The 25,176-nt window shown below is 41.2% G+C and carries 23 protein-coding genes; 6 read left to right on the top strand and 17 right to left on the bottom strand.

Translation table 11 applies throughout. From position 1 onward, the window contains the following. Window positions 1-230 precede the first annotated feature (230 nt). The 5 genes from LCM02_RS14530 to LCM02_RS14510 all read left to right on the top strand — a co-directional run bounded on the left by LCM02_RS14530 (window position 231) and on the right by LCM02_RS14510 (window position 7,171). A complete protein-coding gene (locus LCM02_RS14530; protein WP_224931599.1) occupies window positions 231-2,804 on the top strand; it encodes a family 20 glycosylhydrolase in 2,574 nt (857 codons plus the stop codon). Next, window positions 2,801-3,892, top strand: a complete 1,092-nt coding sequence (locus LCM02_RS14525) for an acyltransferase family protein (RefSeq protein WP_224931597.1) — start codon at window positions 2,801-2,803, stop codon at window positions 3,890-3,892. Before LCM02_RS14530 ends, LCM02_RS14525 begins: the two co-directional genes overlap by 4 nt. A 4-nt stretch (window positions 3,893-3,896) precedes the next feature. Beyond that, window positions 3,897-4,649: an SIS domain-containing protein gene (locus LCM02_RS14520; RefSeq protein ID WP_224931595.1), complete on the top strand. Its 753-nt coding sequence runs from the start codon at window positions 3,897-3,899 to the stop codon at window positions 4,647-4,649. 105 nt (window positions 4,650-4,754) lie between these two features. Then, a complete protein-coding gene (locus LCM02_RS14515; protein ID WP_224931593.1) occupies window positions 4,755-5,495 on the top strand; it encodes a slipin family protein in 741 nt (246 codons plus the stop codon). 92 nt (window positions 5,496-5,587) lie between these two features. Then, on the top strand, window positions 5,588-7,171 hold the full coding sequence (locus LCM02_RS14510; protein ID WP_224931591.1) for a phytoene desaturase family protein: 1,584 nt from the start codon (window positions 5,588-5,590) through the stop codon (window positions 7,169-7,171). On the opposite strand, the gene LCM02_RS14505 is transcribed toward LCM02_RS14510, so the two are convergent. Both LCM02_RS14505 and LCM02_RS14500 read right to left on the bottom strand, forming a co-directional pair. Further along, window positions 7,164-9,059 carry a beta-N-acetylhexosaminidase gene (locus LCM02_RS14505; RefSeq protein WP_224931589.1) on the bottom strand — a complete coding sequence of 632 codons (1,896 nt, stop codon included), beginning with the start codon at window positions 9,057-9,059 and terminating at the stop codon, window positions 7,164-7,166. The genes LCM02_RS14510 and LCM02_RS14505 overlap by 8 nt on opposite strands. Window positions 9,060-9,247: 188 nt before the next feature. Continuing rightward, window positions 9,248-11,248, bottom strand: a complete 2,001-nt coding sequence (locus tag LCM02_RS14500; RefSeq protein ID WP_224931587.1) for a glycoside hydrolase family 3 protein — start codon at window positions 11,246-11,248, stop codon at window positions 9,248-9,250. Window positions 11,249-11,330: 82 nt separating this feature from the next. Between LCM02_RS14500 and LCM02_RS14495 the strand changes: the two genes are divergently transcribed. Beyond that, on the top strand, window positions 11,331-12,104 hold the full coding sequence (locus tag LCM02_RS14495; RefSeq protein ID WP_224931585.1) for an NUDIX hydrolase: 774 nt from the start codon (window positions 11,331-11,333) through the stop codon (window positions 12,102-12,104). 74 nt (window positions 12,105-12,178) lie between these two features. Here LCM02_RS14495 and LCM02_RS14490 read toward each other — a convergent pair whose 3' ends face one another. From LCM02_RS14490 to LCM02_RS14420, 15 genes are all read right to left on the bottom strand, one after another. Beyond that, window positions 12,179-12,772 (bottom strand): glycine zipper domain-containing protein, encoded by a 594-nt coding sequence (locus tag LCM02_RS14490; protein ID WP_224931582.1) that lies wholly within the window; start codon window positions 12,770-12,772, stop codon window positions 12,179-12,181. 21 nt (window positions 12,773-12,793) lie between these two features. After that, entirely contained in the window at window positions 12,794-13,555 is a 762-nt protein-coding gene (locus LCM02_RS14485) for an NAD kinase (protein ID WP_224931580.1), read from the bottom strand. A gap of 8 nt (window positions 13,556-13,563) precedes the next feature. Next, complete coding sequence (locus LCM02_RS14480; RefSeq protein WP_224931578.1) at window positions 13,564-15,168, bottom strand: MFS transporter; 1,605 nt, start codon at window positions 15,166-15,168, stop codon at window positions 13,564-13,566. A gap of 68 nt (window positions 15,169-15,236) precedes the next feature. Then, on the bottom strand, window positions 15,237-16,616 hold the full coding sequence (locus tag LCM02_RS14475; RefSeq protein WP_224931576.1) for a diaminopimelate decarboxylase family protein: 1,380 nt from the start codon (window positions 16,614-16,616) through the stop codon (window positions 15,237-15,239). Between the two features lie 30 nt (window positions 16,617-16,646). After that, the gene (locus tag LCM02_RS14470; RefSeq protein WP_262902534.1) at window positions 16,647-17,240 is read right to left on the bottom strand and encodes a TMEM175 family protein; all 594 of its coding nucleotides are present in this window, start codon (window positions 17,238-17,240) and stop codon (window positions 16,647-16,649) included. 66 nt (window positions 17,241-17,306) lie between these two features. Continuing rightward, window positions 17,307-18,047, bottom strand: a complete 741-nt coding sequence (locus LCM02_RS14465) for an SDR family NAD(P)-dependent oxidoreductase (RefSeq protein ID WP_224931572.1) — start codon at window positions 18,045-18,047, stop codon at window positions 17,307-17,309. Window positions 18,048-18,055: 8 nt separating this feature from the next. Beyond that, window positions 18,056-18,823, bottom strand: a complete 768-nt coding sequence (locus tag LCM02_RS14460) for a hypothetical protein (RefSeq protein ID WP_224931570.1) — start codon at window positions 18,821-18,823, stop codon at window positions 18,056-18,058. A 31-nt stretch (window positions 18,824-18,854) separates the two neighbouring features. Then, on the bottom strand, window positions 18,855-19,451 hold the full coding sequence (locus tag LCM02_RS14455) for a cytidine/deoxycytidylate deaminase family protein (protein ID WP_224931568.1): 597 nt from the start codon (window positions 19,449-19,451) through the stop codon (window positions 18,855-18,857). Between the two features lie 52 nt (window positions 19,452-19,503). Next, a complete protein-coding gene (locus LCM02_RS14450) occupies window positions 19,504-19,737 on the bottom strand; it encodes a hypothetical protein (protein WP_224931566.1) in 234 nt (77 codons plus the stop codon). 29 nt (window positions 19,738-19,766) lie between these two features. Then, window positions 19,767-20,624: a VOC family protein gene (locus tag LCM02_RS14445; RefSeq protein WP_224931564.1), complete on the bottom strand. Its 858-nt coding sequence runs from the start codon at window positions 20,622-20,624 to the stop codon at window positions 19,767-19,769. A gap of 64 nt (window positions 20,625-20,688) precedes the next feature. Beyond that, window positions 20,689-21,489 (bottom strand): SDR family NAD(P)-dependent oxidoreductase, encoded by an 801-nt coding sequence (locus tag LCM02_RS14440; RefSeq protein ID WP_224931562.1) that lies wholly within the window; start codon window positions 21,487-21,489, stop codon window positions 20,689-20,691. 58 nt (window positions 21,490-21,547) lie between these two features. Continuing rightward, on the bottom strand, window positions 21,548-22,687 hold the full coding sequence (locus LCM02_RS14435) for an Ldh family oxidoreductase (protein ID WP_224931559.1): 1,140 nt from the start codon (window positions 22,685-22,687) through the stop codon (window positions 21,548-21,550). A gap of 51 nt (window positions 22,688-22,738) precedes the next feature. After that, complete coding sequence (locus LCM02_RS14430) at window positions 22,739-23,509, bottom strand: SDR family NAD(P)-dependent oxidoreductase (protein WP_224931558.1); 771 nt, start codon at window positions 23,507-23,509, stop codon at window positions 22,739-22,741. A gap of 36 nt (window positions 23,510-23,545) precedes the next feature. Then, window positions 23,546-24,709, bottom strand: a complete 1,164-nt coding sequence (locus tag LCM02_RS14425; protein ID WP_224931556.1) for an arginase family protein — start codon at window positions 24,707-24,709, stop codon at window positions 23,546-23,548. 22 nt (window positions 24,710-24,731) lie between these two features. Beyond that, entirely contained in the window at window positions 24,732-25,043 is a 312-nt protein-coding gene (locus tag LCM02_RS14420) for a hypothetical protein (RefSeq protein WP_224931554.1), read from the bottom strand. Window positions 25,044-25,176 lie beyond the last annotated feature (133 nt).

Raw genomic sequence — 25,176 nt, 5'->3', positions numbered from 1 at the left:
CCTCGAAAATGAAGAAATTTCGGGGATCGATTGACACTAAAGTAAACAATTTTTAATTAATAATAATTTCATTTTTTGATTCAATTGATGTCCGTCATCAATTTTAGGTCGATAAACCACAGACTTAATCCTTCTGCCGAAAAGCCTTTGTCGAATTTAATAATTTGACTAATATTATACCCTGAAATCCCCCGGCATAGAATTAATTTTTCATTTCATAATTTTCTTCTATGAGGATAATAAAATTCATTGTTTTTTTCACGCTCCTGGGCTGTGAAACTGATATAAACAAAGAAGCCCTGGAAGCCCTGGAAATTCACTGGGAAGTAGTCAGTAATCTGGAAAAAGAGGGATGTCATGCAAGGTTTACATTTATCAATAAATCCAATAGTGAGCTCATGGGCAGCAGCTGGACCCTCTACTTTAACCAGGCCAATGTCATGCCTCGCAAAGAGAAAAACAACCTGGGTGAGGTGACTCATATCAATGGAGATTGGTTTAAATTCTCCCCAAATTCAGAAGACTTTATTCTGCACCCCAAAGACACCCTTCATATTGACTATTTTTATCAGGATGCCCTGATAAAAAACACAGACGTTCCTCTGGGGCCTTATTTTGTTGTTGATGAGGGTCAGACCAGTGAAAGAATTTTTGAGGCTGAAAATTTTAAGGTCATAGAATTCTCCAGGCCAGAGCAAATCCACAGGTCCAGGAATGATTTTGTACCCATACCGGAAAGTGAAAATCTGTATTCTGAGAACGAGATTATCTCTGAATTAAAATCGAATGAATTTAGTAAGATCATCCCGAGCCCATACGATACGGAAAGGTCAGAGGGCACACTGGAACTGAAGAAGCTAGTGAGGATATGGGGCGACAAAGAATTCAACAGTGAATTGAATTATCTTCAAAATGCGTTGACAGATCGATTTGAGGTATCAAGCGAAATTAAAAAGGAAGCTGAGGCAGACATACGTTTGATCAGATCAGAACTCCAGAACACATCAGCGAGTGATGAGGGTTATGAATTATCAATTGACAGCGAGGGAATCAGGATAAAAGCACAAACCAAGGCTGGTGCCTTTTATGCTATCCAGAGTTTACTTGCACTTCCAAATCAATCTCCTGTAAGTAAAGGAGAGATCTCACTGCCTCATGTAAAAATAGAGGACCATCCAAGGTTTGGTTACAGGGGATTTCAACTTGATGTTGGGCGAAACTTTCAAAGTAAGGAAACCGTTAAGAAACTGATCGATATCCTTGCCACTTACAAGATCAATACCTTTCTTTTTTATTTCACTGAAGATGAAGGATGGAGGCTGGAAATAGAAGGGCTTCCTGAGCTTACGGAAGTAGGTGCACAGCGACAGCATGCATCCATGAATGAAGCCGCATTACATCCATCTTACGGTTCGGGGCCTTTTGCTTATAAAGAGGGTAGTCATGGATCAGGGTTTTATACCAAAGAAGAATTTATCGAAATTTTGAAATATGCCCATGAAAGGCATATCAAGGTTATTCCTGAAGTAAATCTTCCTGGTCACGCCCGCGCGGCGATCAAATCCATGGAAAAACGCTATGAAAAATACATGGAACTGGGAGATGAGCAGGAAGCAAATCGATACAGGCTCATAGACCCTGATGACAGATCTGTGTACTCATCTGCCCAAAGTTTCAAAGATAACGTTGCCTGTGTTTGCCGAGAATCCGTGTATCGTTTTTACGAAAAAGTGGTTGATGTGATCGTGGGTTACTATAAGGAGGCTGAAGTCCCCTTAGAATATTTTCATGTTGGTGGTGATGAGGTGCCGGTTGGACCCTGGACGAAATCTCCAATTTGTGATGATCTTCTTAAAGGAATGGAGGGAATGGATGCCGAAAACCTTCACACTTATTTTTTCAATCGTGTTGTTGAAATGTTGCAAGAAAGGAATTTAACCATCGCCGGATGGGAAGAAACCGTTCTTCAGAATCAGGAGGGCGAGAAAGTTGTAAACAAAGATTTTTCCGGAGGTCAGGTAGTTCCTTACATATGGAACAACCTTTGGGGCGCTCAGGATCTTGGATATAAACTGGCCAACGCAGGTTATCCGGTAGTCTTATGTCCTGTTACCAATTTCTATTTTGACCTTGCCTACGACAAACACCCTGAAGAACCAGGCTTGTATTGGGCTGGTTTCGTCAATACGAGGAATGCTTATGAATATGCCCCTTATAATGTGTTCCATACCACAACAAGAGATGATTCCTACTATACGCCTATCGATCAGGAAGAATCGTTCAAAAATATGGAACGGCTGACAAAAAAAGGAGAAAAAAACATTCTTGGAATTCAGGCTCAACTTTGGAGTGAGACGTTAAAAGGTTCCTCTATGCTTGAATATTATTTACTTCCCAAGCTTCTTGGATTTGCAGAATCAGCTTGGGCCAGGGAACGAGATTGGGAGTCTATTGAAGACAAAAAATTACGAGACAAAAAAATACAGGAAGGCTGGAATCAGATGGCAAATACCATTGGGAAGACTGAAATGAAAAGATTAAATTCATTATTTGGCGGATTTAATTATCGCATACCTCCTCCCGGAGCAAAGGTCCAAAATGGTTTTTTATTTGCGAATTCTGCCTATCCAGGTTTGGAGATTCGATATACCACGGACGGTTCTGAGCCAGGGCCGGATTCAGCACTGTACAGTGAACCCTTAAAAATCAATCAAATACCTGTCAAACTCAGGGCCTTTAATTCAGAAGGACGAGGAAGTCGGACGAGCCAACCTAAAAACACCAATTTAAATCTTGCACCATGAGCACTTTTGATTCAAACAAGCGACTTATTTCTTTAGACATGCTTCGAGGGCTTACCATAGCTCTTATGATCGTCGTAAATGACCCAGGGTCCTGGGAACATATTTACTGGCCCCTCGCCCACGCCGAATGGCATGGAATCACGATAACGGATTTCGTGTATCCATTCTTTCTGTTTATCGTGGGGGTATCTATTGTTTTATCCTCTTACAAACAACTTGATGCCGGAGCGGACAAGAAGAAAATGAGAAAAAAAATATGGATCCGGTCCATTAAAATTTTCGCACTGGGAATACTTTTAAACCTTTTTCCTGATTTCAATTTCGCCGAATTAAGAATTCCCGGAGTACTTCAGCGAATCGCCATCGTTTATTTGGTATGCGCTCATATATTCCTGGCCGTGAATTGGAAAACTCAATTAAAAATAGCGGTAGCTGCTCTTGTCGGTTACTGGCTTGCGATGATGTTGATTCCAGTTCCAGGATTAGGAGCAGGTGTTCTTGAACCGGGGAAAAACCTTGCAGCCTGGATCGACAGTATTGTTATACCTTTGAGAATGTGGCAGGGAACCTGGGATCCGGAAGGACTCTTAAGTACAATTCCCGCCATTGTAACGGGGATGACCGGGATGTTTGCCGGGCAATTGCTGAAACAGGATATGGAAATTGAAAAAAAATTAAATTATCTTTTCCTGATCGGTTTGCTATGTGTAGTTGGAGGATACCTATGGGATCTGTTCTTCCCGATCAATAAAAATCTCTGGACCAGCTCATACGTACTCTTTACTTCGGGCTGGGCCTTTATGGCATTAGCAGCCTGTATTTTACTGGTAGATGTCATGGGATATGACAAATCTGCTAAATTTGGTGTTATCTATGGAAGTAATGCCATTACGGTTTATGTTTTTGCCGGAATGTTTCCATGGCTTTTAAACGATATTATGGGAGTGAGAGGATTTTTTTATAACGGATTGGTCAATGCGGGAATGGTTCCTGAATTGGCATCATTTCTCTGGTCGATCGTATATACCTTGATTTGCTTTATCCCGGCATATATTCTATACAAAAAGAAGATTTTTATTAAAGTTTAGTATTGTGAACAAATCGAAAGAATTTCATTCGATCATCAGTGAGATGTTGTCCAGGATCATGGAGACACAGCTTCCCATGATCCAGAATTTAGGAAAGCTCATAGCAGAAAAAACATTAGACGGATCTATTCTATTCGGATTCGGAACAGGGCACTCCCATGTGATTGCTGAGGAATTATATATCCGTGCTGGTGGCCTTTTTACCGCCAAAGGAATCCTTGAACCTGAATTCATGTTACACGGAACCAAATGGAAAAGCACCGCTTTGGAGCGCATTGAGGGAATCTCTAAATCGATTTTGACCTTAAACGGGGTAAGGCCAAAAGATGTGATTATCATCATATCCAATTCAGGAAGGAATCCGGTTCCCATTGAAATGGCTATCGAAGCGAAAAAAGAGGGGCTCCTGGTCATATGCATTACAAACATAGCCCATAGCAAATCCATTAAATCGAGGCACAAAAGCGGAAAAAAATTGTTTGAAGTATCTGATTATATCATAGACAATTGCGGTTTTCCCGGGGATGCCGCAATGAGTATGGAAGGGGAACCCTACACCTTTGGGGCCACCTCGACCATTACAGGAGCCTATATCATTCAGCTCCTTGTTTCAGAGATCATCGTCAATATAAAAAAGATGGGGGGAACTCCTCCTGTTTTACTGAGCTCAAACCTGGATAAAAGTGATGCCTACAATGAGGCCCTACTCAAGGAATACTTTGATAAGTTTCCGGAACTGGAATGGCTGCTAAAATAATGAGCGGCCAAAAAATAGCCTTCAAATAGCTTGGGGATACCATGAAATTTTTGTATTTTAAAGGGTTGATTTTAAGTGTTTTCATTAACCAAAAAATGCATTCCTATGAACCCGATCAATCTTATTCTCGTATTTGTTGCAATTTTTATTTTGGCCGGTATTCGTATTGTCTATGAATACAAGAGAGCCGTTAAATTCAGATTCGGAAAATATGTTTCACTTTTACAGCCTGGATTCAGATGGATTATCCCTGTTGTAGAACGCATTCAACTTGTTGACATCCGGGTGATTACCATTAATATACAGAAACAGGAGGTAATGACACAGGACAATGTTCCCTGCCATATCAATGGCGTATTGTTCTTTAAAATTGATGATGCCACAAAAGCGATCCTTGAAGTTGAAGACTATGTTTTTGCCATTTCTCAAATGGCTCAGGCAACCCTTAGGGATGTATGTGGTAAAGTGGAGCTGGACACCATTCTGTCTAAAAGGGAAGAAATAGGAAAAAATATCAAAGAAATTGTAGAACTGGAAACAGAAGTCTGGGGTATCTCAATACAAGATGTCAAAATAAAAGATATCGAACTGCCGGAAAATATGAAGCGATCCATGGCCAATCAGGCCGAAGCTGAAAGATCAAGACGAGCCAGAATTATTCTTGCGGAGGCAGAGAAACAGGCAGCAGATAAATTACTTCAGGCGGGTAAGGTAATTGATGAGTCACCCTCAGCGATCAAGCTCAGGTTGTATCAGACCTTATCGAACATAGCAAGTGAAAAGAATTCCACGATTGTATTCCCGTTCCCGGAAGAAGTATTACCCGCTAAGAAAAGGAAAGAATGAATTGATTCCTAAATGCGTGTAAAATATGAAGGAGGCAATTTCCAAAGATTAGGATATGCTTTTTTTGTATCTTAAACGCTTAATCCTATCCAATGATTCAATCCTATAAAAAGAACCCTCAGATCGACGATCATTACCATTCTATTCTGATCGGATCCGGTATGGGCAGCTTATCGGCTGCAGCCATACTTGCAAAAGAAGGACACAAGGTCCTGGTACTCGAACGTCACTACACAGCTGGTGGGTATACTCATATTTTTAAACGAAAAGGCTTTGAATGGGATGTCGGAATTCACTATATCGGCGATATGCAGCGTCCAAAAAGCGCCATGAAAAAATTATTTGACTATGTTACCAATGGTCAACTGAAATGGGCTGACATGGGGGAGGTTTATGACCGAATTATTATCGGGGATCGTTCCTATGATCTGGTAAAGGGATTGAAAAATTTCAAAGAAAAACTAATCAGTTATTTCCCGGAGGAAGAACAAGCCATTGATAAATACATCAATCTTGTTTTTAGCGCCAACAAAACTGCGGGAAAATTTTACATGAATAAGGCCCTGCCTCCTTTTATCTCAAAACTCACTTATAAATGGATGTCCAATCCATTTTTTAAATACGCAGATCGAACGACTTATGAGGTCATCAGCAGTCTTACAAAAAACGAGGAACTGATCAAGGTTCTGACGGGACAATACGGCGACTATGGATTACCACCTAAACAGAGCAGTTTTTTTATGCATGCCACAGTAGCCAAACACTATTTTGGTGGAGGGAGTTTTCCCGTTGGCGGATCATCTCAGATTGTCAAAACGATTGACCCTGTTATAGAAAAAGCCGGAGGAACTATCATTATCAATGCGGAAGTTAAAAACGTTCATATCATAAATAACAAGGCCATTGGCGTGGAAATGACGGATGGACGAATAATTAACTCAGACCACGTCATTAGCGGGGCAGGCCTTCAAACAACCTATGAAAAGTTACTTCCCGAAGAGATCATCATACAACACAAACTGGATGATCAGGTCAATAAGGTCAATCCTTCTGCCTCACACGCCTGTTTGTACATCGGGCTTGAAGGCAGCCCCGAGGAGTTGAAGCTACCTAAAACCAATCTCTGGATTTATCCCGAAAGCACAGATCACGATACTTCAGTAAAAAATTACCTGGAGAACATTGATTCTGAATTTCCGGTAGTCTATGTTTCCTTCCCAGCTGCAAAGGATCCGGACTGGATCAACAGATATCCCGGAAAAAGCACCATTGACATTATCACCCTGCTGCCCTATGATATTTTTAAAGCATGGGAGGGTTCCAAATGGATGAAACGAGACGAGGCTTATAAGGAACTGAAGGAAAAAATTTCAAAAAGACTTCTTGAAAAATTATACGAACAACTACCCCAGGTAAAAGGAAAAATCGTTCATTATGAATTAAGCAGTCCTCTTACGACGCAACATTTCATGAATTACAGCAAGGGCGAGATCTATGGATTAGATCACAGTCCTGGCAGATTCCGACAAAAGTTTCTTGTCCCAAGAACCCCGGTGAAAAATTTTTACCTGACAGGTCAGGATATAGTGACTGCAGGGGTTGGTGGAGCTCTTTTTTCAGGCTTGTTAACAGTATCTGCCCTGACAGGGAAAAACTTTATGAAAAAAATTATTTAACCCTGCTTTCAAGATCTTTCCTGTTTATGATCAGCAATCTTTCAATGGGTTCTCCATTTCTGAATGACTGTACCCTAAGCTTTAAATTTCCTGCCGGAATTTGAAAAGGGCCTTCATATTTTTGACCGAAACTAACAGGGTATGTGTTGTCAATGGTATAATACATATCGATATCTGAGAAATAATTTTTAAGCTCACACATCAGTTTACTACCCTCTTTGTAAACATGGACTTCCGGCTCATAAAGAGTTCTGGCCGCGCTGATGTTTTTGGCGTCAAATCGATCCAGGTGAGCGCTGGTACGTTCCAGGAAATTATCCCAGTCTTTGTTTGATTTATTGCTCCAAAGCGATTCTGATAAAGCCAGTGCCCTCGGATAGGTCATATAAAAAGCGAAGGAAAGCGAAGGGATATCTTCGGTCCATAAATTCCCCTGCCCGCCAAGGATCAGATCAGGGTCAAGGACCAGCTCCGGAACCGGATCAAAGCTATATGATTTTTCAAGGGAAAGATCTGCATATATTTTATTTTCAACACTGTAATCTCCCTGAGTATAATCAAGATAAGCAAATGTTGTAGGTGTCATTACTACTTCGTGGCCCATACCTGCAGCTTCGATTCCTCCTTTCATCCCTCTCCAGCTCATCACCGCGGCACCTTCAGCCAAGCCACCTTCAAGAATTTCATCCCATCCAATCATCTTTTTACCTTTACTGCTGATGATCTTCTCAACTCTTTTTACAAAATAGCTCTGTAATTCATCGCCGTTATTGATATTATTCTTTGCCATAAAATCTTTTACCTTGGCATCCTCTTCCCAGAAGCCGTGATAACATTCATCGCCTCCCATATGGATATATTCTCCCGGGAACAGATTAGCAATTTCTTCAAAAATCATATCCAAAAAGGCATAAACAGCAGGGTCTGCCGGATTCAGGGTATTCTCAACAAGCATTTTAAATTTGCCATTACCATACCAATCTACAAATTTTGATCCCGGGTTCACATGTTTAAACTCCTTACGCGTTGAATACTGTGGATAGGCAGCAAGAAGGGCCATACTGTGTCCGGGAACATCAATTTCAGGAACTATTGTGATGTTCCTCGCAGCGGCATAGGCAATAATATCTTTTACCTCTTCCTGAGTGTAAAAACCTCCATAAGTGGTTTTCTCGCTTTTCTTGGGAGCTGCCCTCTCAGAACCAAAACGACCATGTCTTTCCACGCGCCAGGCTCCTACCTCTGTTAATTTGGGAAAGGTCTTGATTTCAATTCTCCACCCCTGATCATCGGTAAGGTGCCAGTGAAAAACATTGAACTTGAATTCCGCCATCTGATCCAGATAAGCCTTAACCTCATCAACCGTAAAGAAATGTCGGCTTACATCTAGCATCAGGCCCCTCCAGCCAAATCTTGGAGCATCTTCTATTACACATGTTTTGATTGTAATTGGAAGCAGATCACCTTCTTTTGAAGTCTCCCTTTTTACGGGTAAAAGCTGTTTTATGGTCTGCAGTCCGTTAAACGTACCTGCCACAGTATTTGCAGTAAGCAGCATACCTGTATCTTCAACCACCAGCTGATACCCCTCCGTTCCAAGCGTATCCAGAACTGTATCATTCAAACCAATCTTCAGTGTTTTGCCAGCTTCACTTTGGCCAACTGAAAATTCAATTCCCGAATTTTTCATCTGAGAAGCAAACAAAGTGACCTGCTCTTTCAAACTTTCATTTTCTGTCATTAAAATGATTTCCAGCCCATTATCAATAACCAGTTCACCTTCTGTTAATTCATATGATCTGGGAACCGGGATAATCGAGTGTTGTGCATAAATCGCTCCGCTCATTAAGAAAAGCGTCATTAAGTAAATCGCAGCTATTTTCTTCATTTTCAAAATTTAATAATGGGTTTTGTTTTAAGTCGGAAAATTACTCGAATTCAGGGAATAATCATTAAGAATTAACAAAAAAATACAGGACATGGAGCCCTGTATTTTTTTCACTCTAATCTAACTTAAAACCTAATCAATTTATTTTTACTTAAAAGTTTATTCTTTGTTCCAGCAATTTTTTATCGTTATTCTTGTCCTGTCATGGTCAAGGCATTTTCAATGGACTCGGTATAGGTGAGCCCATGGCCAAATTCATATAAAGGATCTTTTGAATCATAGGGAACATCTTCTTTTTGATTTTTAACGGCCTCCCAGGATGAAGGCAATTCAAAAGGCAGTTTCCCTTCAGGAACCTTGACACCAAAGAGCAAATCAGTCAACACCTCGTCAGAAGTTCCGAATTCAGCCAATAAGGCTTCAGACTCCTGCGCAATTTCAGTAAGAATCGCCGCTCTTTCCAAATTCACTACTACAATGGATGGCTTTTGAGCAATCAGCCCCAAAATTTTCTTTTTCTCTTCTTCACTATAATATAAGCGCCCCTGATGAAAGTAACTTTCAAGAAAATAGTCATCCCTTACATCAAAAGGGGTTTTGATCCTTGTCAATATCACATCCGCATCTTTTGGGTCAGCAACTAATTGGCCAAATCCATTTAAAGATTCAGGGATCATCATCCCCTCGGCATAGATTTTTGTTCCCATCTTCAAGGGAAGCAAATCATTATTCTTCAACAAAACCGTGGACTTTGCCATTGCTTCTCTTCCTTTGCTCCTAAACTCATCATTGCCTGCAATTTCCAAAGCCTCAAGTTCATCAACATAAGGATCGTCAAATAGTCCCAATCTAAATTTATCCTTCATGATCCTTTTGACTGATTCGTCGATTCTTGACTCCTCTAACTGCCCGGATTCAACGAGTTCAATGATCAGTTCCGGGCTATTTTCACCTCCAAACTGGTCACAACCTGCATCAATGACCTTTTTGGTTCTTTCCAAAGGTGTTAAATCTTCCACTCCCCAGGCACGGGCGTCCCCTACTTTTGATCCGGAAATTATATTCCAATCTGTGCATATAACACCGTCAAACCCATACTTCTCTCTTAAGAGTTTGGTAATAATTGTCTTATTGAAAGCAAAAGCTACGTTTTCATCCGTTTGATCAATCGGTATTCCATAATAAGGCATGATCTGTGCCGTTCTGGCCGGAAACGCACCTTTTTCGAAGGGGATCAAATGGTAGTCAAAATTGTTCCCGGGATAAACCTGATTTTTACCATAGGGAAAGTGAGCATCCTCACCATCCTCCTGCGGTCCTCCTCCTGAAAAATGTTTGGTCATACAAGCCACCGATGACGTTCCAAGCGAATCACCCTGAAACCCTAACACATAGGCTTTGGTTATCATAGCGGATAATTCAGCGTCTTCTCCAAAAGTACCATTTGACCTGCCCCATCTTGGCTCAGTAGCCAAATCGGCCATGGGATGCAGAGCAAGTCTTATACCCGTAGCCAGGTATTCCTGTCTGGCAATGTCTCCAAACTCCCTAACCAATACGGTATCCCTTGTGGCCGCCAGACCCAGTGAAGTAGGCCATTGTGAAAAGGCCGGCGTACTTAACGCCGCTCCCGGATTATGCTGAGCCCCGTGCCTCGGATCTGAGGCAATGGTTACAGGAATTCCCAGTCTTGTCCTTTCAGCAATCCCCTGAATATTATTATTATATCTGGCCAGAATATTTGCAGGATGACCCTGCAAAATATTGAAACTGTTCATCTTTCTGTTCACAAGCATCTCAGAATTAGAAGGCATCATAAAAGTCAGCATGTAATCCATTTTATTCTTGGAATAGAAAGGCTTATCAATGGGTCCTCCGTCAGGAGTCATTCCAATCATTGTGATAAACATGCTACCGGCCTTTTCCTCAAGTGTCATCAGTTCAACCAAATTATCCACCCTTTCCTGAATCGATAGCCTTGAATCTTCGTATTTATCCAATTTGCCGTTTTTGTTCAAATCTCTAAAACGAAAACCTGACTCTTCCAAAACCTGAACCTCTTCTCCTAAAGCTGCATAATTCTTCTTGGCTTTTGAAGCCATTCTGCTATATCCCACAAGTCCGGAAACAACGAGAAGCACTATGAGTATTCCAACAATAATACCGGTTATTTTTAACGCTTTTTTCATTTATTGTGTTTTAACGACACAATATTACAAATAAATTTTATTGTGTACAAATGACACAATCTTTTTTTTATATATTTGTCTCATGCAGGAAAAAACCAAAAACTCTTTGATTCATTTTGATGTCAATAATTTCGTAAGCGGACAATCCGTCGACTGCGTCATCTTTGGTTTTGAAAACGGAGAACTTAAAATACTAGCCTTGAAATGGAAAGTCCCGGGAGAATTCTGGGCTCTTCCAGGAGGATTTGTTTTCAAAGATGAAGACCTTGATAAAGCGGCTATTCGTGTTCTTAAAGAAAGGACAGGAATCGATATTCCCTTCCTGGAACAATTTAAGACATTTGGAAAAGTTGATCGAAGAGATAATGACATTTTGGTTAAGAATCTAAAATCCATCGAGGTGAATAAAAAGATGGTGGACTGGTTTGGAAATCGATTTATTTCAACAGGTTACCTTTCCCTTGTCGATATAAGAAAGTGTTCACTGACTGCCGATCTGTCAAGTGAAGCGATTGAATGGTTTAACCTGGAGGATCTTCCGGATTTGATCTATGATCATAAAGAAATGGTGAAGACTGCCTTGAAATATGTTCAAAACCAGATCAATTACCTACCGATAGGTTTGAATCTTCTTCCTGAAAAATTTACCATGAAGGAACTTCAGATGTTATACGAATCTATCCTTGGCCGTAAACTTGACCGAGGAAATTTTCAACGAAAAATGCTGAAGCTGGAAATCTTTATCAGGCATGAAAAACAGCTTGAAGGGGGTGCCCATAAAGCGCCTTACCTCTATTCTTTTGACAAGGAAAAATATCAGGAACTGCTCGATAAAGCCATTGGCTTTGTTTCTTGATTGGAAAAGAAGCTTATCCCTCAATCCACAACATGTAAAGCTTGTCGGTTCAATTGAATCCTGGTTCGTTTAAATCATCGGCAAGAAGGTAATTGATTGGCTCTCCTGTCCTCTCTTAATATCAATACATATTGATCAATGGCTATGCTTGCCTGTTGTTCGTCATCTATATCTCGGTCATTTTCAATTAGTGTTGGATAAAGATTATTTACAGCGTCAAGATTCCTCCTGTCCTTTTCGGCAACAGCCTGAAGCCATAAGGCCGCCAGGCGATGATCTGAATTTCCGGATACCTCTCCGACTTTGAAAAGCGCAATCGATTTTTCATAATTACAACTCATAAGTTCAATATATCCTCTCAGATTATCTTCGCCAAATTCCTGAACCAGCTGATCCAGTTCATCTTGAGCCTGACGATCCATTCTTCCTCCTTGCAGCGCTCCGGAAAGTGCCCCAATTCCACCTCCAATTAAGGCCCCTTCGGCGGCATCCCCAATAAAATCACCTCCACCAAATACCGCCCCGGCTATGGCACCGATTAGGGCGCCTTGTCCGGCTCCCTGGCCAGCCATTCGTCCTTTGTTGGATTGAGCCATCACATTATTGGATAAACTTATTATTAAAAAAAATAAGATAATTGCACCTATTGTTTTATTGAAATTTTTCATTTTTTATGTTTTTAATTGATCTTAAAAGCTAAACTGTTCCCTTAGAATCCTTTCATTCAAGGACTGATTTTTATCAAAAAGAAGCTTCTTTCCATAATTTTTTTCCTGATATACCTTTACATATTCAATCTCATTTACCTCCCTTGAATCTGCAGCGGCAGATATAGGCCTTTTTTTAGGGTCCAGGTTGCGTATTACTATTTCAGCCGAATTGGGAAGTAATGCCCCCCTCCAGCGTCGTGGACGGAACGCGCTGACAGGAGTCAAGGCCAATAATTCAGAATGAAGAGGGATTACAGGGCCATGCGCTGATAAATTGTATGCCGTACTCCCGGCGGGTGTGGCTACTAAAAGTCCGTCACAAGCCAGCTTTTCCAGGGCCATATCTCCATTGATCTCAATACTTACATTGGCACTTTGGGCCGAATGACGAATTACCGAAACCTCATTATAGGCCATCATCTCTGTTTTTTCTCCATAAATGGTATAAGCTTCCATTACAATCGGATAAATCGTTTCAGAAATTGCCTTTTCAATCCTTTCAATCAGGTTTTCTTCAGAGTACTCATTTAACAGAAAGCCAAGGGTACCTCTGTTCATGGCAAAAATTGGCTTATTCAAGTCCGGGAATTCATGAAAAGTATGCAGCAAAAACCCGTCACCCCCAAGGGCAACCAATACATCAGCTTCTTCTTTACCTACCAAAGGATAGCGTTCCTTAATTCGATTAAAAGCCGTCAGAGAAGGTTCTGATCCCGAGTAAATACATGCTATTTTAGTCATTTTATTCTTTATTCAAGTTTTACATTAGGAAGGAAAAATGCCAGTACAATGCTAACCAGAACAAATATATTCAGCACATTTAAGGTTCCGTTCAAACCTTTAACCGCCGAATTATCAACAATGTTCTGGTATTCATCCCGGGTTTTCTCGGGCAGACTTTGAATAAATTCCTGTTCTTCCGCTTCCGTGATGGTCTGAAAAGTGTCCTCTAACTCCAACAGGATCTGATTTTCTTCCTCGGCAGTTAATTCAATGGATTCAACTCGTTTGTACTCCTTGGTCATGTTGGTGTAAACCCCTCCGAAAAGAATGGCACCGGCAAAAGCAATGGCAAATCCCTGTCCGATGATCTCTTTCATGGTTTCGGATAAACCAGAGGCTCCTCCTTCGTCTTCCGGTTTAATATTCATCATGGTGACCGTGGCAATCTGAGCCATAATAAGTCCGCAACCCACTCCGAAAATGAGCATTCCGGGCAATAAACTCATCGGGCCTATATCTACCCCAACGGACTCTTTTAAAACAAAAATACCAAGACATACAATGGCAAACCCTGCTATGACAATCCATTTGGGCAGGATTCTTTTTCCCAGCCCGGGTGTAAAAAATGAAAAAATGGCAACCCCTATTGAGGCAGGCAATGTTGCCAAGGCTGTATCAAAGGAATCAAAACCTGCGGCAGATTGAACAAAAACAGAGATTATAAATAAAATTGCAGCAATTAAAAAGTATAGAACTGACTGTATAATAGCACCCAGGGTAAAGGTCTTATCTTTTAAAATTGACCCGTCAAGCAGGGGCGACTGACCTTGTGCCATCAAACTTTTACCTCGTTTTAAAAATACGATCAACAGAACGATCGCAACGATGTACAAAATGGGCACAATCGAGAGTCCTCCCAGATTTAATGGGGTATCACCCAGGGAAAAGGGTCTTTTTTCCATCAGCCACCCGTATTGAGCAGCCATAGTAGTAGCAATCAAAAAGATTCCAAATGACAACAGACTGAGTAAAACGCTAACGACGTCAATTTTAATACTTTCGTCTTTCTTTGTTTCGGGCATTCTAAGCGCAAGAAATATCGTAATGATTCCAAAAAGCGGAGATAAAGCCAAAGCGATTCTCCAGCCCGTAAAATTGGCCATATAACCAACTAAAAGCGGTGCAAGAGCCGAAACCACAGACAGAACAGCTCCATAAATTCCAAAGGCCTTCGCCCTGTCTGAACCATTATAAAAATACATGATCAAAGCCACACTGGTTGGGATGACCAGAACCATTCCAATGGGCCAGATCAAGGCCCAGGCAATACTAAATATCGACGAATTAGGCGCAAGAACTACAATAGTTAAACCGATGGTATAAATAATGGTTCCAAGAATAAAAATCTTCTTTTTACCCAATTTATCTCCCAGCCTTCCAGCCGTTACCTGTAGAGAGCCGGCGATTAAGGATGCCGATACAATCACCAATTGTAATCCTGAAACGGACCATCCCAGATCTGTCACTATTGGCGAAATCAGCACATTGATACTGAATGAAGTAATATACATCATCACCATGGAAGCCACAATGGCGATCAATGGATTCCAGTTTGTTCTTTCTTGTTTCATGGCTGCTTAAATTTTAAGTGAAACACAAGGTTTGTCTATCTTTAAACTATATCATTTTCAATAATTTACTATTGAAGCCTTTCCGGGACAACGTGCCTGCTGAATACCTCATCCTGGGTCTCGGGTGTCTTGACCCATTCGCAGGTGTCTCCATTGACCAAAACCATTCCAGGTCTTGGAAGCGCATTGAAATTACAGGTGTAAGGCTCAATATAAGAACCTGTATTCAAGAAGGCGAGAATATCTCCTTTTTCCAGTTGAGGCATCTCAGTTTGTTCGGCCAGACAATCATAATTACAGGTTATTCCTACCACATCGACCTTGGTATCATATGGCTGATCAGCCTTATTACATGCAACCAGATCAAAAGGAGGAACCACATTTAGGCCACCAATGCTTAGAAAGGTTTCTGAGGTATCGGTTTCTGCCCATTGATAATCCATTCCATGAGCCGTTTCATGTTTCATGTTGTGCACCTTGAACAAATGAATACCACTTTCATTATACATCGCTCTGCCTGGCTCTATTTCCAAAATGATTCCTTTAGTTGAAAAGCCATGTTTGTTCATTTCATCTCTAAAAGTACCTGTAACAATTTTGGCAAAATCTTCAATATGAGGGGTTTCATAATCGGTTACCGCAACCCGGGTTTCCTTGTCCATGTCAGCAGGAAAACCTCCCCCGACACTTACAATTTCAGGCCTCCAGTCACCTTCAACACCATCATGTATCACCTTGATCATGTCTACAATTGAGGTTACCAAAGATTTCCAGAATACAGGCTTTTTACTGTGCCGTCCTGCATGTGTATGAACACCTTCCAGATGAACATTAGGCATGTTCGCAAATTTTGGCAACATCTCGATGACCTCAGATGTCGGAATACCGTATTTTACCGTTTGGGTCATATCTCGAATCAATCGCGCAGGGAAAAAATCAGATGGTTCATCTAAATCTTTCATATAGGGTTTAATTCTTAACAAGACCTTGGCAATTTTCCCTTGCCTCGCTCCTTCTTCCTGGCACATGTCCAGCTCATCCTTGTTATCCAAAATAATGGGTATACCCAATTCTACCGCCTTTTTAATGATCTCGGGGCCTTTGATAGAACCGTTTACGGCAATGTCTTCATAAGGTACGTTACCCCGTAAAGCTGTTTCCAATTCGCCCATTCCAAAGGTGTCACAACCGCAACCCTCTCTGGATAATACTCTTCTTATGGCAACAGTAGGATTGGCCTTAACCGCCGCCATTACCCTGATTCTACCTTCCGGATAATATTTTTGAAAACTGTCTTGAAAAGCCCTGTAATTTTCAACGAGTATTTTTTCGGATACAACAAACAAAGGTGTACCAAACTTTTCAGCTATTTCCACTGTATCCATTTCCTCAATAAACAATCTGCCATTACGGATACTCAAATTTGGGTTTAATTTTAAATCTTTCATTTTTTCTGATTTTAAGTGTTTGTATATTTTTTAAATATGTCGTCGTGTTTTACTGATTCTAAACATAATGATATTTACAGTTGGTATAAGTAGTACCATGGCTATGATCCAAACTTCCAAACTCACAAAAGCAAGCGGAACACAAATCAATGCCACAAGAGGATCTGCCAAAATTTCACGTTTTAAAGCCTTGATTCTGTTAATGTTAAATTTTTTTCTAATTAAATTATTTTGATAAGCGTAGTGTAAATTCCAGTAGGCAAAAACTCCCATAAGGCCCCAAACAGCCGTAAATAAAGCCCTGGACTCGGCATCTCTTGAAGTAAACTCTATATTCATTTCAAAGTACGGATAGAGACAAAGCAAAAAGAAATAGATAAACGTGATCAACAAATGATTACTGTCCGTATTTTTCAAACTATGATTGATCTCTGTAAATTTTAACCAATGAATCATGAGGATAAAAAACGCTGCCAGGTAGGGAAGAATGGGTTTATCCCAAAAACTTTGACTTACCAGTGAGTTTTTTCCATCAATAAATGCCACATCCATATCGTACATGATCAAAGCCATAACGGGTGTAGTCATACTTATTCCAAAAAGAATCATTGAAAAAAATTTCAAATAATCCAGAAAGAAGTGATAATCAACTATTTTATGTTCTTCTGACCTTTTCAATTTTCTATTTGCTTACCAGTTAATTCTTTGTCTGTCCGTAAAAAATCCTGCAGTCGGTCCGTCTAGATCCAGGGTTGCCAGCCATACCGATGTATCGGCACCTTCTGCTACGGTTTTTGGCCTTGCCTCATCTCCGTAATCAGGTAACTCATCCGTATTCATTGCGCTGTCAACCCATCCCGGACAACAGGAATTGACCTTAATGCCAAATGGTTCCAGTTCCTTGGCGAACAGTACCGTCATGGCCTGAACACCTATTTTTGAACTTTGATATCCGGCACAGATATCTTCCTTTAAAGGTGAATTCATATCCGAAAGCTGCTCCAGTTGCGCCACCTGAGTGGAGAGGTTTACGATTCTTCCTGCTTCTGATTTCTTTAGCAGGGGAATCAATTGACGTGTCAGGAGCATAGGACCCATATAATTGACCTCCATGATTCTTCGGAATTCTTCTTCCGACAGATCTGATAAATGTTTCCCCATATCAATCAGAATGGCAGCGTTATTCACCAAAACATCGAGCTTTCCGAAATTCGAATCTATAAAAGAGACCAAGGCATCGAAAGTTGATCCCTGAGCCAAATCAAGATAATGCGAAAAGGCCTCTATCCCTTCATTTTTTAATTGCCCCGCTTTTGATTGACAATCCTGAATGTCAGCCAAAATTACTTTAAAGCCCTTATGGCCCAACTGCCTTGCCGTTTCCAATCCTATACCTTGATAGGCCCCTGTTATTAAAGCTATTCTTTCCATGACTTATGCTATAAAAAAACAACCAAACCAAGTCTCATCGTATGATCTTCATCTTCAAAAACCCCACGATAAAAAAAGCTTGCCTGCAGTTTTGAACTTATCTTGTACTGGCCAAATAATTCCTGTATATACCTGTCTTGCCTCTCATCCCCAAAATTACTGGCTGTATAAACCGGTGTGACCTGCATAAAGAATTTTTCACTAAAAATGATCGGGGTGATAATTTGAAAAGACAATCCATTTTGATCTTTTTTTAGTTCCTCAGGGATCAGATCTGATGACGGTTTGGAGGTATACTGATACGATAATATTGGAAACATTTGAATCCAATCTGCGATCATTAATCCCACGGTAACTCCAGGTTGAATTAACCAGCTGCTGCTGCCCAAACCATGCTCATAATTACCGGTGGGCATAAAAATATCGATTGAAGGACCGAAGGCTCCAATAAACTTGTCATAATTCTTATAAGGCAAATAAAAATATCGGAGCCGGGCATCACCTAATCCAAACTTTCCTGACTTGTCATTGTACAAAAGCGGAAGTTCAGCTAGAAATAAATGGGATTCGCTGGGCGCAAACTGAATTTCACCCCTGTAGCCCATAATATCTCCCCCTGACTTTCGACTATTGTACTCCAATTGATTGATCAATTGCGTATAAAAATTAGTCGGTTTTGAAGGATCAATTTCTTCCTGCCCTTTTTCCTGAGCAATTAAATTTATTCCTGAAAAGACGAACAAGGCCGCAAATAATATATGCTTCAAAAGTTTCACGTGTATTATGTTTAATTCTAATTTTAACTTTTTAATATCTCTCTAACCATTCGTCTACGGCATGGTCTATTGAATTTAACCAAACCTGACGCGCAATTTCCTTTAATACAGGGGAACAGTCTGCTTCCTCTACAACCAGTCTGGATCCAAGTATTTTAAAACCTTCCGGCATTCTTTCGTAATTTGTGAGTTCACCCGCTTCAGGACTGTGTGCATCTCTATACACATAATAGGTTTTTCCAACCTGGCTAAAGCAGATCCGGGCCAGACACATGGGACAAGGCTCCTGAGAAGTAAACAAGGTGTAATTTCTCATTCCGGGTTTCTTGTCATCACACAGTCTGTCCTCCAGCTCATTAAGTAATACCATTTCGGCATGAAGGTCCAGTCGATGGTAAGGAGAATTTGCCTTGCTCATGTTCTCAGAGATCAGCTTATCGTGATGCAACAAACAACCTCCAACAGCCACACTTCCTGCTCTTCCTGCCCGTATCCCCTGTCTAATAGAAATGATCGATGGCCCGTCATGTTTGTATCCTTCCGGGTTCTTTTCATAAGCCTCCAGTTGTGATTCCAGTTCATCATAAGTGAATGCAGGTGCATCAAATGTTATTTTTGGTTTTTCCATAGTCTTTCTTAAATGAAATAAATTCAATTGCCGTGATTCTTCCTAATTGATCTTACCAGTCATCTGCAGGTAATACCACTGCATCAGGCATTCCAATATCATATCCGTCGTCTATGATGATCACTTCATCACCGTAGTAAGCTCCTCCCCAGACTCCGGGTCCGTGGTGATAATGATTGACACTTCTATAACTACTTCCGCTTGAAGACCCCGTACTTCCACAACTTCCAAGGAATAGTGTTCCTATCATCAACAGGCCTGCGATATATTTATTTAGATTTTTCATTTTTTTAATTTTAAAGTTTCCCAATCAATTTAAAGATCCCATTCCTGAACCATGAACGGAGCTCCTGAAGGTGTGGTGATCAATGCCACTTTATTCCCGGCAACGGTTGCTGGACCGATCAAAATCGACCCTCCCAGCTTTACTGCTTTGTCGGCAATTCCAGCCGCATCTTCTACTCTTAACACCGGAATCCAGATGGGTACCTCGTCTTTTACGGGAATCTTGGTTATCCCTCCAAACTCATAAGTATCTCCTTTCAGAATAAAATATTCACCCCCTCCATCATTCCCTAATGGTTTTGCTGTGATACTCAGAACATCAGCATAAAAGGACACTGCTGCCTTAGGGTCTGAGGTCCATAATTCTGCCCACATCCACTCCCCATTTCTGGGAGCACTTGCTTTTGGGTCACCCGAACTGTTTTCGAGCACTGAGAAAAATGCTCCCTGAGGATCCTCAACCAGTGCTACCGCGCCCCTGCCTGAAATTTCCATAGGTTCCGACAATACCTTACCTCCTTTACTTTTGATCTTTTTCGCTGTAGCAACTGCATCTTTAACGGATGCAGAGACCACCCAGTAGCTGGTTTTTGATCCTTTTAATAATTCCTGGTCCTCGATGATTCCTGATACAGGTTTTGTTCCTGATAAAGCCACATCATATGCTTCATGATTCTTAAAACTCCATCCCAATAGATTTGAAAAGAATTTTTTGCTCGCCTTGGCATCATTGGTAATCAAATCTATCCAAACGATTTCGCCTTTCCTCGAGGTTTCATTATCCAGCTTAGCTATCGGCATTGTCTGGCCAAGGGCACTTGAAAAAAATAATACCATTAATCCTAGCAAGAAACCTCTCTTCACTTTATTTATACTATTTGCATTCATAATTTTTGATTTTTAAATTGTTCCTGAGCATTCCACCCAAGGAGAACATTTCATTCTTATTCACCTAAATTCCCGGTGCCATTCCTCCATGCACAGGTAAAACAATTCCAGTGACATAACTCGCAGCCGGGCTTGCCAGATACACAATGGCATCTGCAATCTCGCCCGGTTCTGCAGGCCTTCCCATTGGGATACTCGCATTTTCTTCTTTGGCAGCCTGTTCGATGGATATTCCGGCTCCTTCCGCAATGGCGGCATAGGCCTGCTGTAGCATATCTGTGTTGATGGCCCCTGGGGCAACAACGTTGGCTCTGATCCCTTTAGGTGCATTCTCAATGGCTAAAACCTTTGTAGCACCCACTAAGGCATGTTTGGTGGCTACATAAGGATAAGGCATTCCAGCACTTGCCGCAATTCCTGCCGTAGAAGCCACATTGACAATGGCACCTCCGCCTGATTTTTCCATAGCTGCTACGGCTCCTTTACACATGGCCATGGCCCCTTTGACATTTACTGCATAATTGGCGTCCCAGGCTTTATCATCATTTTCATTTAAAATTGCAGAACCGAATCCCACTCCGGCATTATTCACTAATATATCCAGGGACCCATAAGTTTTGACCACATCGGCTATGGCTGCGTCAACCTCGGCCTGATTGGAAACATCAACCAATACCCCCATGGCATCCCCTCCGGCAGCTTTGATATCAGCCACATTTTGTTCCATGCCTTCCCTGGAACTGGAACGACCTGTCAATACCACCTTTGCGCCCATTGCGGCCAATTTTTCCGCAATGGCTCTTCCCAGTCCTTTTGTTTTTGTCGCTCCTGTAACCAAGGCAACTTTATTTTCAAGTATTTTCATTTTTCTCTTTATTATGGAGGCAGGAATGAACCTGCCTCCTGTTTATTTATCAACTATTCTATTTTTGTGCTTCCCAATCTGCCCTCAGGCTTTCTTCTGTCATACCATGACGACCCGCCTGAGTTTTAAAAAACGGCTCCCAGTGGCTATCCAGCACTTCAACGATCTCCTCGTTCTTCATTATGGATTGATACCCTCTGGCTCCTGGCATTCCCGGAGGACGTTGTCCAGGTCGTGCCTTAGAATCTTCTATGGCCTGGGCAAATCGGTCGGATTTTGCCAAGACGTCTCCTAAGGGCCCAAAATGAGAAGGATCTATACAAAGGAAATAACTTCCTCCTACCGAGGTCCCTTGTGCCTTCCCATCAACAATATCCCCAAGAGAGGGAACTTCAGGAGTTATGGTTCCACCAGGATTGATGATCCCGGATAATAATTCATTGAATAAATTCAGCATATATACCCTTGGCCCGGATAGTTGCTGAAAGGCGGATTGATTGTAAACACGACCATATCCTTCAATGGGCTCTGCATAAGGGGCAAGGTCATTTGACACCTCACCTGTTTCTGGGTCAATGACATAGTCTCCTTTTAGCTTGGTCCCCTGTAATACTGCCTGTGCCGTATCTGCATCGTACCATTCACATAATTTTGTGGACATCCAAACCGGAGGTTTTTCACCTGCCGGCCCTATGCCATCAAAAGGAGGGACAGATATTGTGTTGGACATTCCTCCAAGAGGTGAACACATTGGCACAGAATTATTTGAGGTCAATGCAACGCATCCGGCCTGTGATGCCAGCCAAGCGTAAGATCCGAATGATCCGGCGTCATTGTGATTGTGTCCAAAAACGATGGAAATACCATGTTTCTTTGCTTTTTCTATGGCGGTATTCGCCATTTTTGTCAGGGTCCAGTACCCGGATGATTTTTTTCCATCGATAGAGGCCCAGGTATCTCCTTCGGCTACGATGGTTGGTTCAGCCTTGATATCTAATAGTCCTTTTTGATGCATGATGTCAATGGCTTCATAAACACCCAATCCCTGATTTAATTTACCTTGTCGGATACCCAGCATCAAAGCATCTGCCACAGCATTACCATGTTCTTCTGACGCACCATTGGCCATCCATACTTTTTTTAATGCAAATCTTAAAAAGTCTGCGTTTGTCGATTTTGTTTTTCCGGGAGCTCCCATATCTTTATTTTTTTATGTTGTAATTTTACTTTTTTACTATTTTATTCCTGTTTATTCAGCAGCTAAGGTGTTATAGGCATCAATACTCATCCCTGCCGTAAATCCGCCGTCAACTCCAATGACCTGACCGTTAACAAAGTCACAATCTTTTGAAGCTAAAAAGTGAATCAAAGCGGCCACTTCTTCAGGTTCAGCGATTCTGCCTAGCGGCACCGCTTTTTTCTCCATTCTCAACTGAGGCTGCCCATCTTCTGTGTTCGCCATGGGCGTATTTACTGAGGTTGGCGCGATCACATTGGCTCTGATTCCTCTTGAACCCAGTTCTACTGCAGCCGTTTTGGTTATTCCAACTACTGCCCATTTAGAAGCAACATATGGAGCCAAATAAGCAACACCCTGGACTGCTGCTGCGGAAGCCACGTTGACAATTCTTCCGCCATCATTCATATGAGGTACACCAAACTTGATACCGTGAACCACTCCTTTGGTATTGATTCCAAAGTTCTTGTCAAAATTTTCAAGTTCCGTGTCCATTAAGGTGTCATATCCAAAATTGGCGCCGGCATTATTGACTATTATATCAATCTTGCCATAGGTTTTTACCGTAAACTCCATCATGTTTTGAACTGACTCCGGATTACCCACATCGCATTGAACGAATTTCGCTCCGATTTTATCTGCTATTTCTGTTCCGTCTTTTCGACCTGAAATCACAACTTTGGCACCTGCCTCAATAAATCTTTCAGCTGTTTTGAGCCCGATCCCGGAAGTCCCTCCGGTTACTACGGCTACCTGATCTGTTAATGAAAAAAAACTATTCATGATCTTTAATTTTTATACTTTAAAGTTTTCGTATTCTTACAAGGTTACATTTCCGAGTGCCATATCCCAAACCGTTGGATGATTCACTCCTCCATTTCTTCTTTTTACATCTGCCGCTAACCAGCAAAGGATTTTCCAGCTCAATCCGGCCGCGATATATCCAAAGGTACGTGCAGGATCATTTTGGGGTGCATATTCCACAACATCTGCTCCAACCAAATTGACCTTTCCACTCATTCTTACCAGTTTGAGCACATCATAGATCCAGTTGGCATCCAAACCAAAGGGTTCAACAGCAGAGCTTGCACTGTTAAAAACAGGATCCAGACAATCCAAATCAAGAGAGATATAGGTGGGACCATCTCCAACGACTTCGATGATCTGATCGGCCATTTCTCTGGGCGTCATAATTCTTGCCTCATCTGCAAAAACCACCTTGGTGCCAAAATTCTTGGCATGACCCCCTACAAGGCCCGTCATCCTTCCCCTGATCCCTATCTGTATCATTCGCTCAGGATCAACATTCCCTTTGGCGAAGTTTTGAGTAAACATATTTCCTGAATGATATGGATAAGGAAAATCTGCTTCGGTTACCAAATCATAGTGGGCATCAAAATGAATTACACTTAATGGGCCCCATAACTCTCCCAGCGTGGTTAAAGGAGCTACGGATACCGTATGATCTCCACCCCACATAAAAGGCACACATTGATTTTCAACTACAATCTTTCTGTAATGTTCCAGGGCATATTCCATTTCTCCAGACAAGTCAAACTGCCCGTAAGTGTCAATCGTTCCATAATCAATGATGTTTGCAAAATCAAAAGGAATGTCGAACTCCCCATTGATCCAGGGCTCTGTGGTTCCCATAAAGTTCTTGGAAAGCTCTCTCAAAACTTTTGGCCCGTATTTATGTGAAGCATTCATTGGTGCCGATTTTTCAAAAGGCATCCCGATTACTGCTATATCCGCTTCCTCCACATTTTGTGAGAATGGAGCCATAAATGCCCCCAGGTAATCTTTGTTGATATTGCTTAAGAACTCTATCCCTTTGCCATTACCCATTGTTTTCACTCTTTCAAAATGGGCCTTTAAATCAGGGTGCACTCCTTCTCTGCTCGTAGAGTTTTTCCAAAGATCCTGATACCTGTCTAATCTGTCCTGTGGAATTGGCGGGTACTTTTTAATTTGTTTTTTCATGATTTGATTTTTTGTCTATTTGTTAAACTGTTTTTTGAAACTTGTTAATCTCGATTTGTTCGAAAACTTCAATCGACCAATCCTGTGATAAATTCTTGATGGCTCCCACTACATATTCATAGCGGTCCCCCTCCATGCTTTTTTTAAGTAAATCGAGGTCTTCCCATCTTTCCAGATAAGAAAGAGAATTTAGGTTCTCAATGGATTGATAGATGGTCCTGGAAATACAACCTGAAGGCAATACTGATTGCTGTTCTGTTTCTAGTATATTGAGCAATTCTCTGTATTTGCTCCCTAATACTTTTATCGAAAAATGTAAGTTAAATTTTTTCATGCCTCACCCAGAGCCAAATACCGTGCCAAAGTGAAAAAATAGGTTATATCTATTTGATTTTTAGGTATTTATAATGTACATGAAAAATAATGTAGAATTCTATTTTTTCGTGAAATATCACCTTTTCGTGAAA

It is taken from the genome of Lutimonas saemankumensis, from assembly GCF_020171465.1.
GTDB classification, from domain to species: Bacteria; Bacteroidota; Bacteroidia; order Flavobacteriales; family Flavobacteriaceae; genus Lutimonas; species Lutimonas saemankumensis.
Note: the sequence above shows the minus strand (reverse complement) of the source record. Positions and strands in the feature narration are given on the sequence as shown.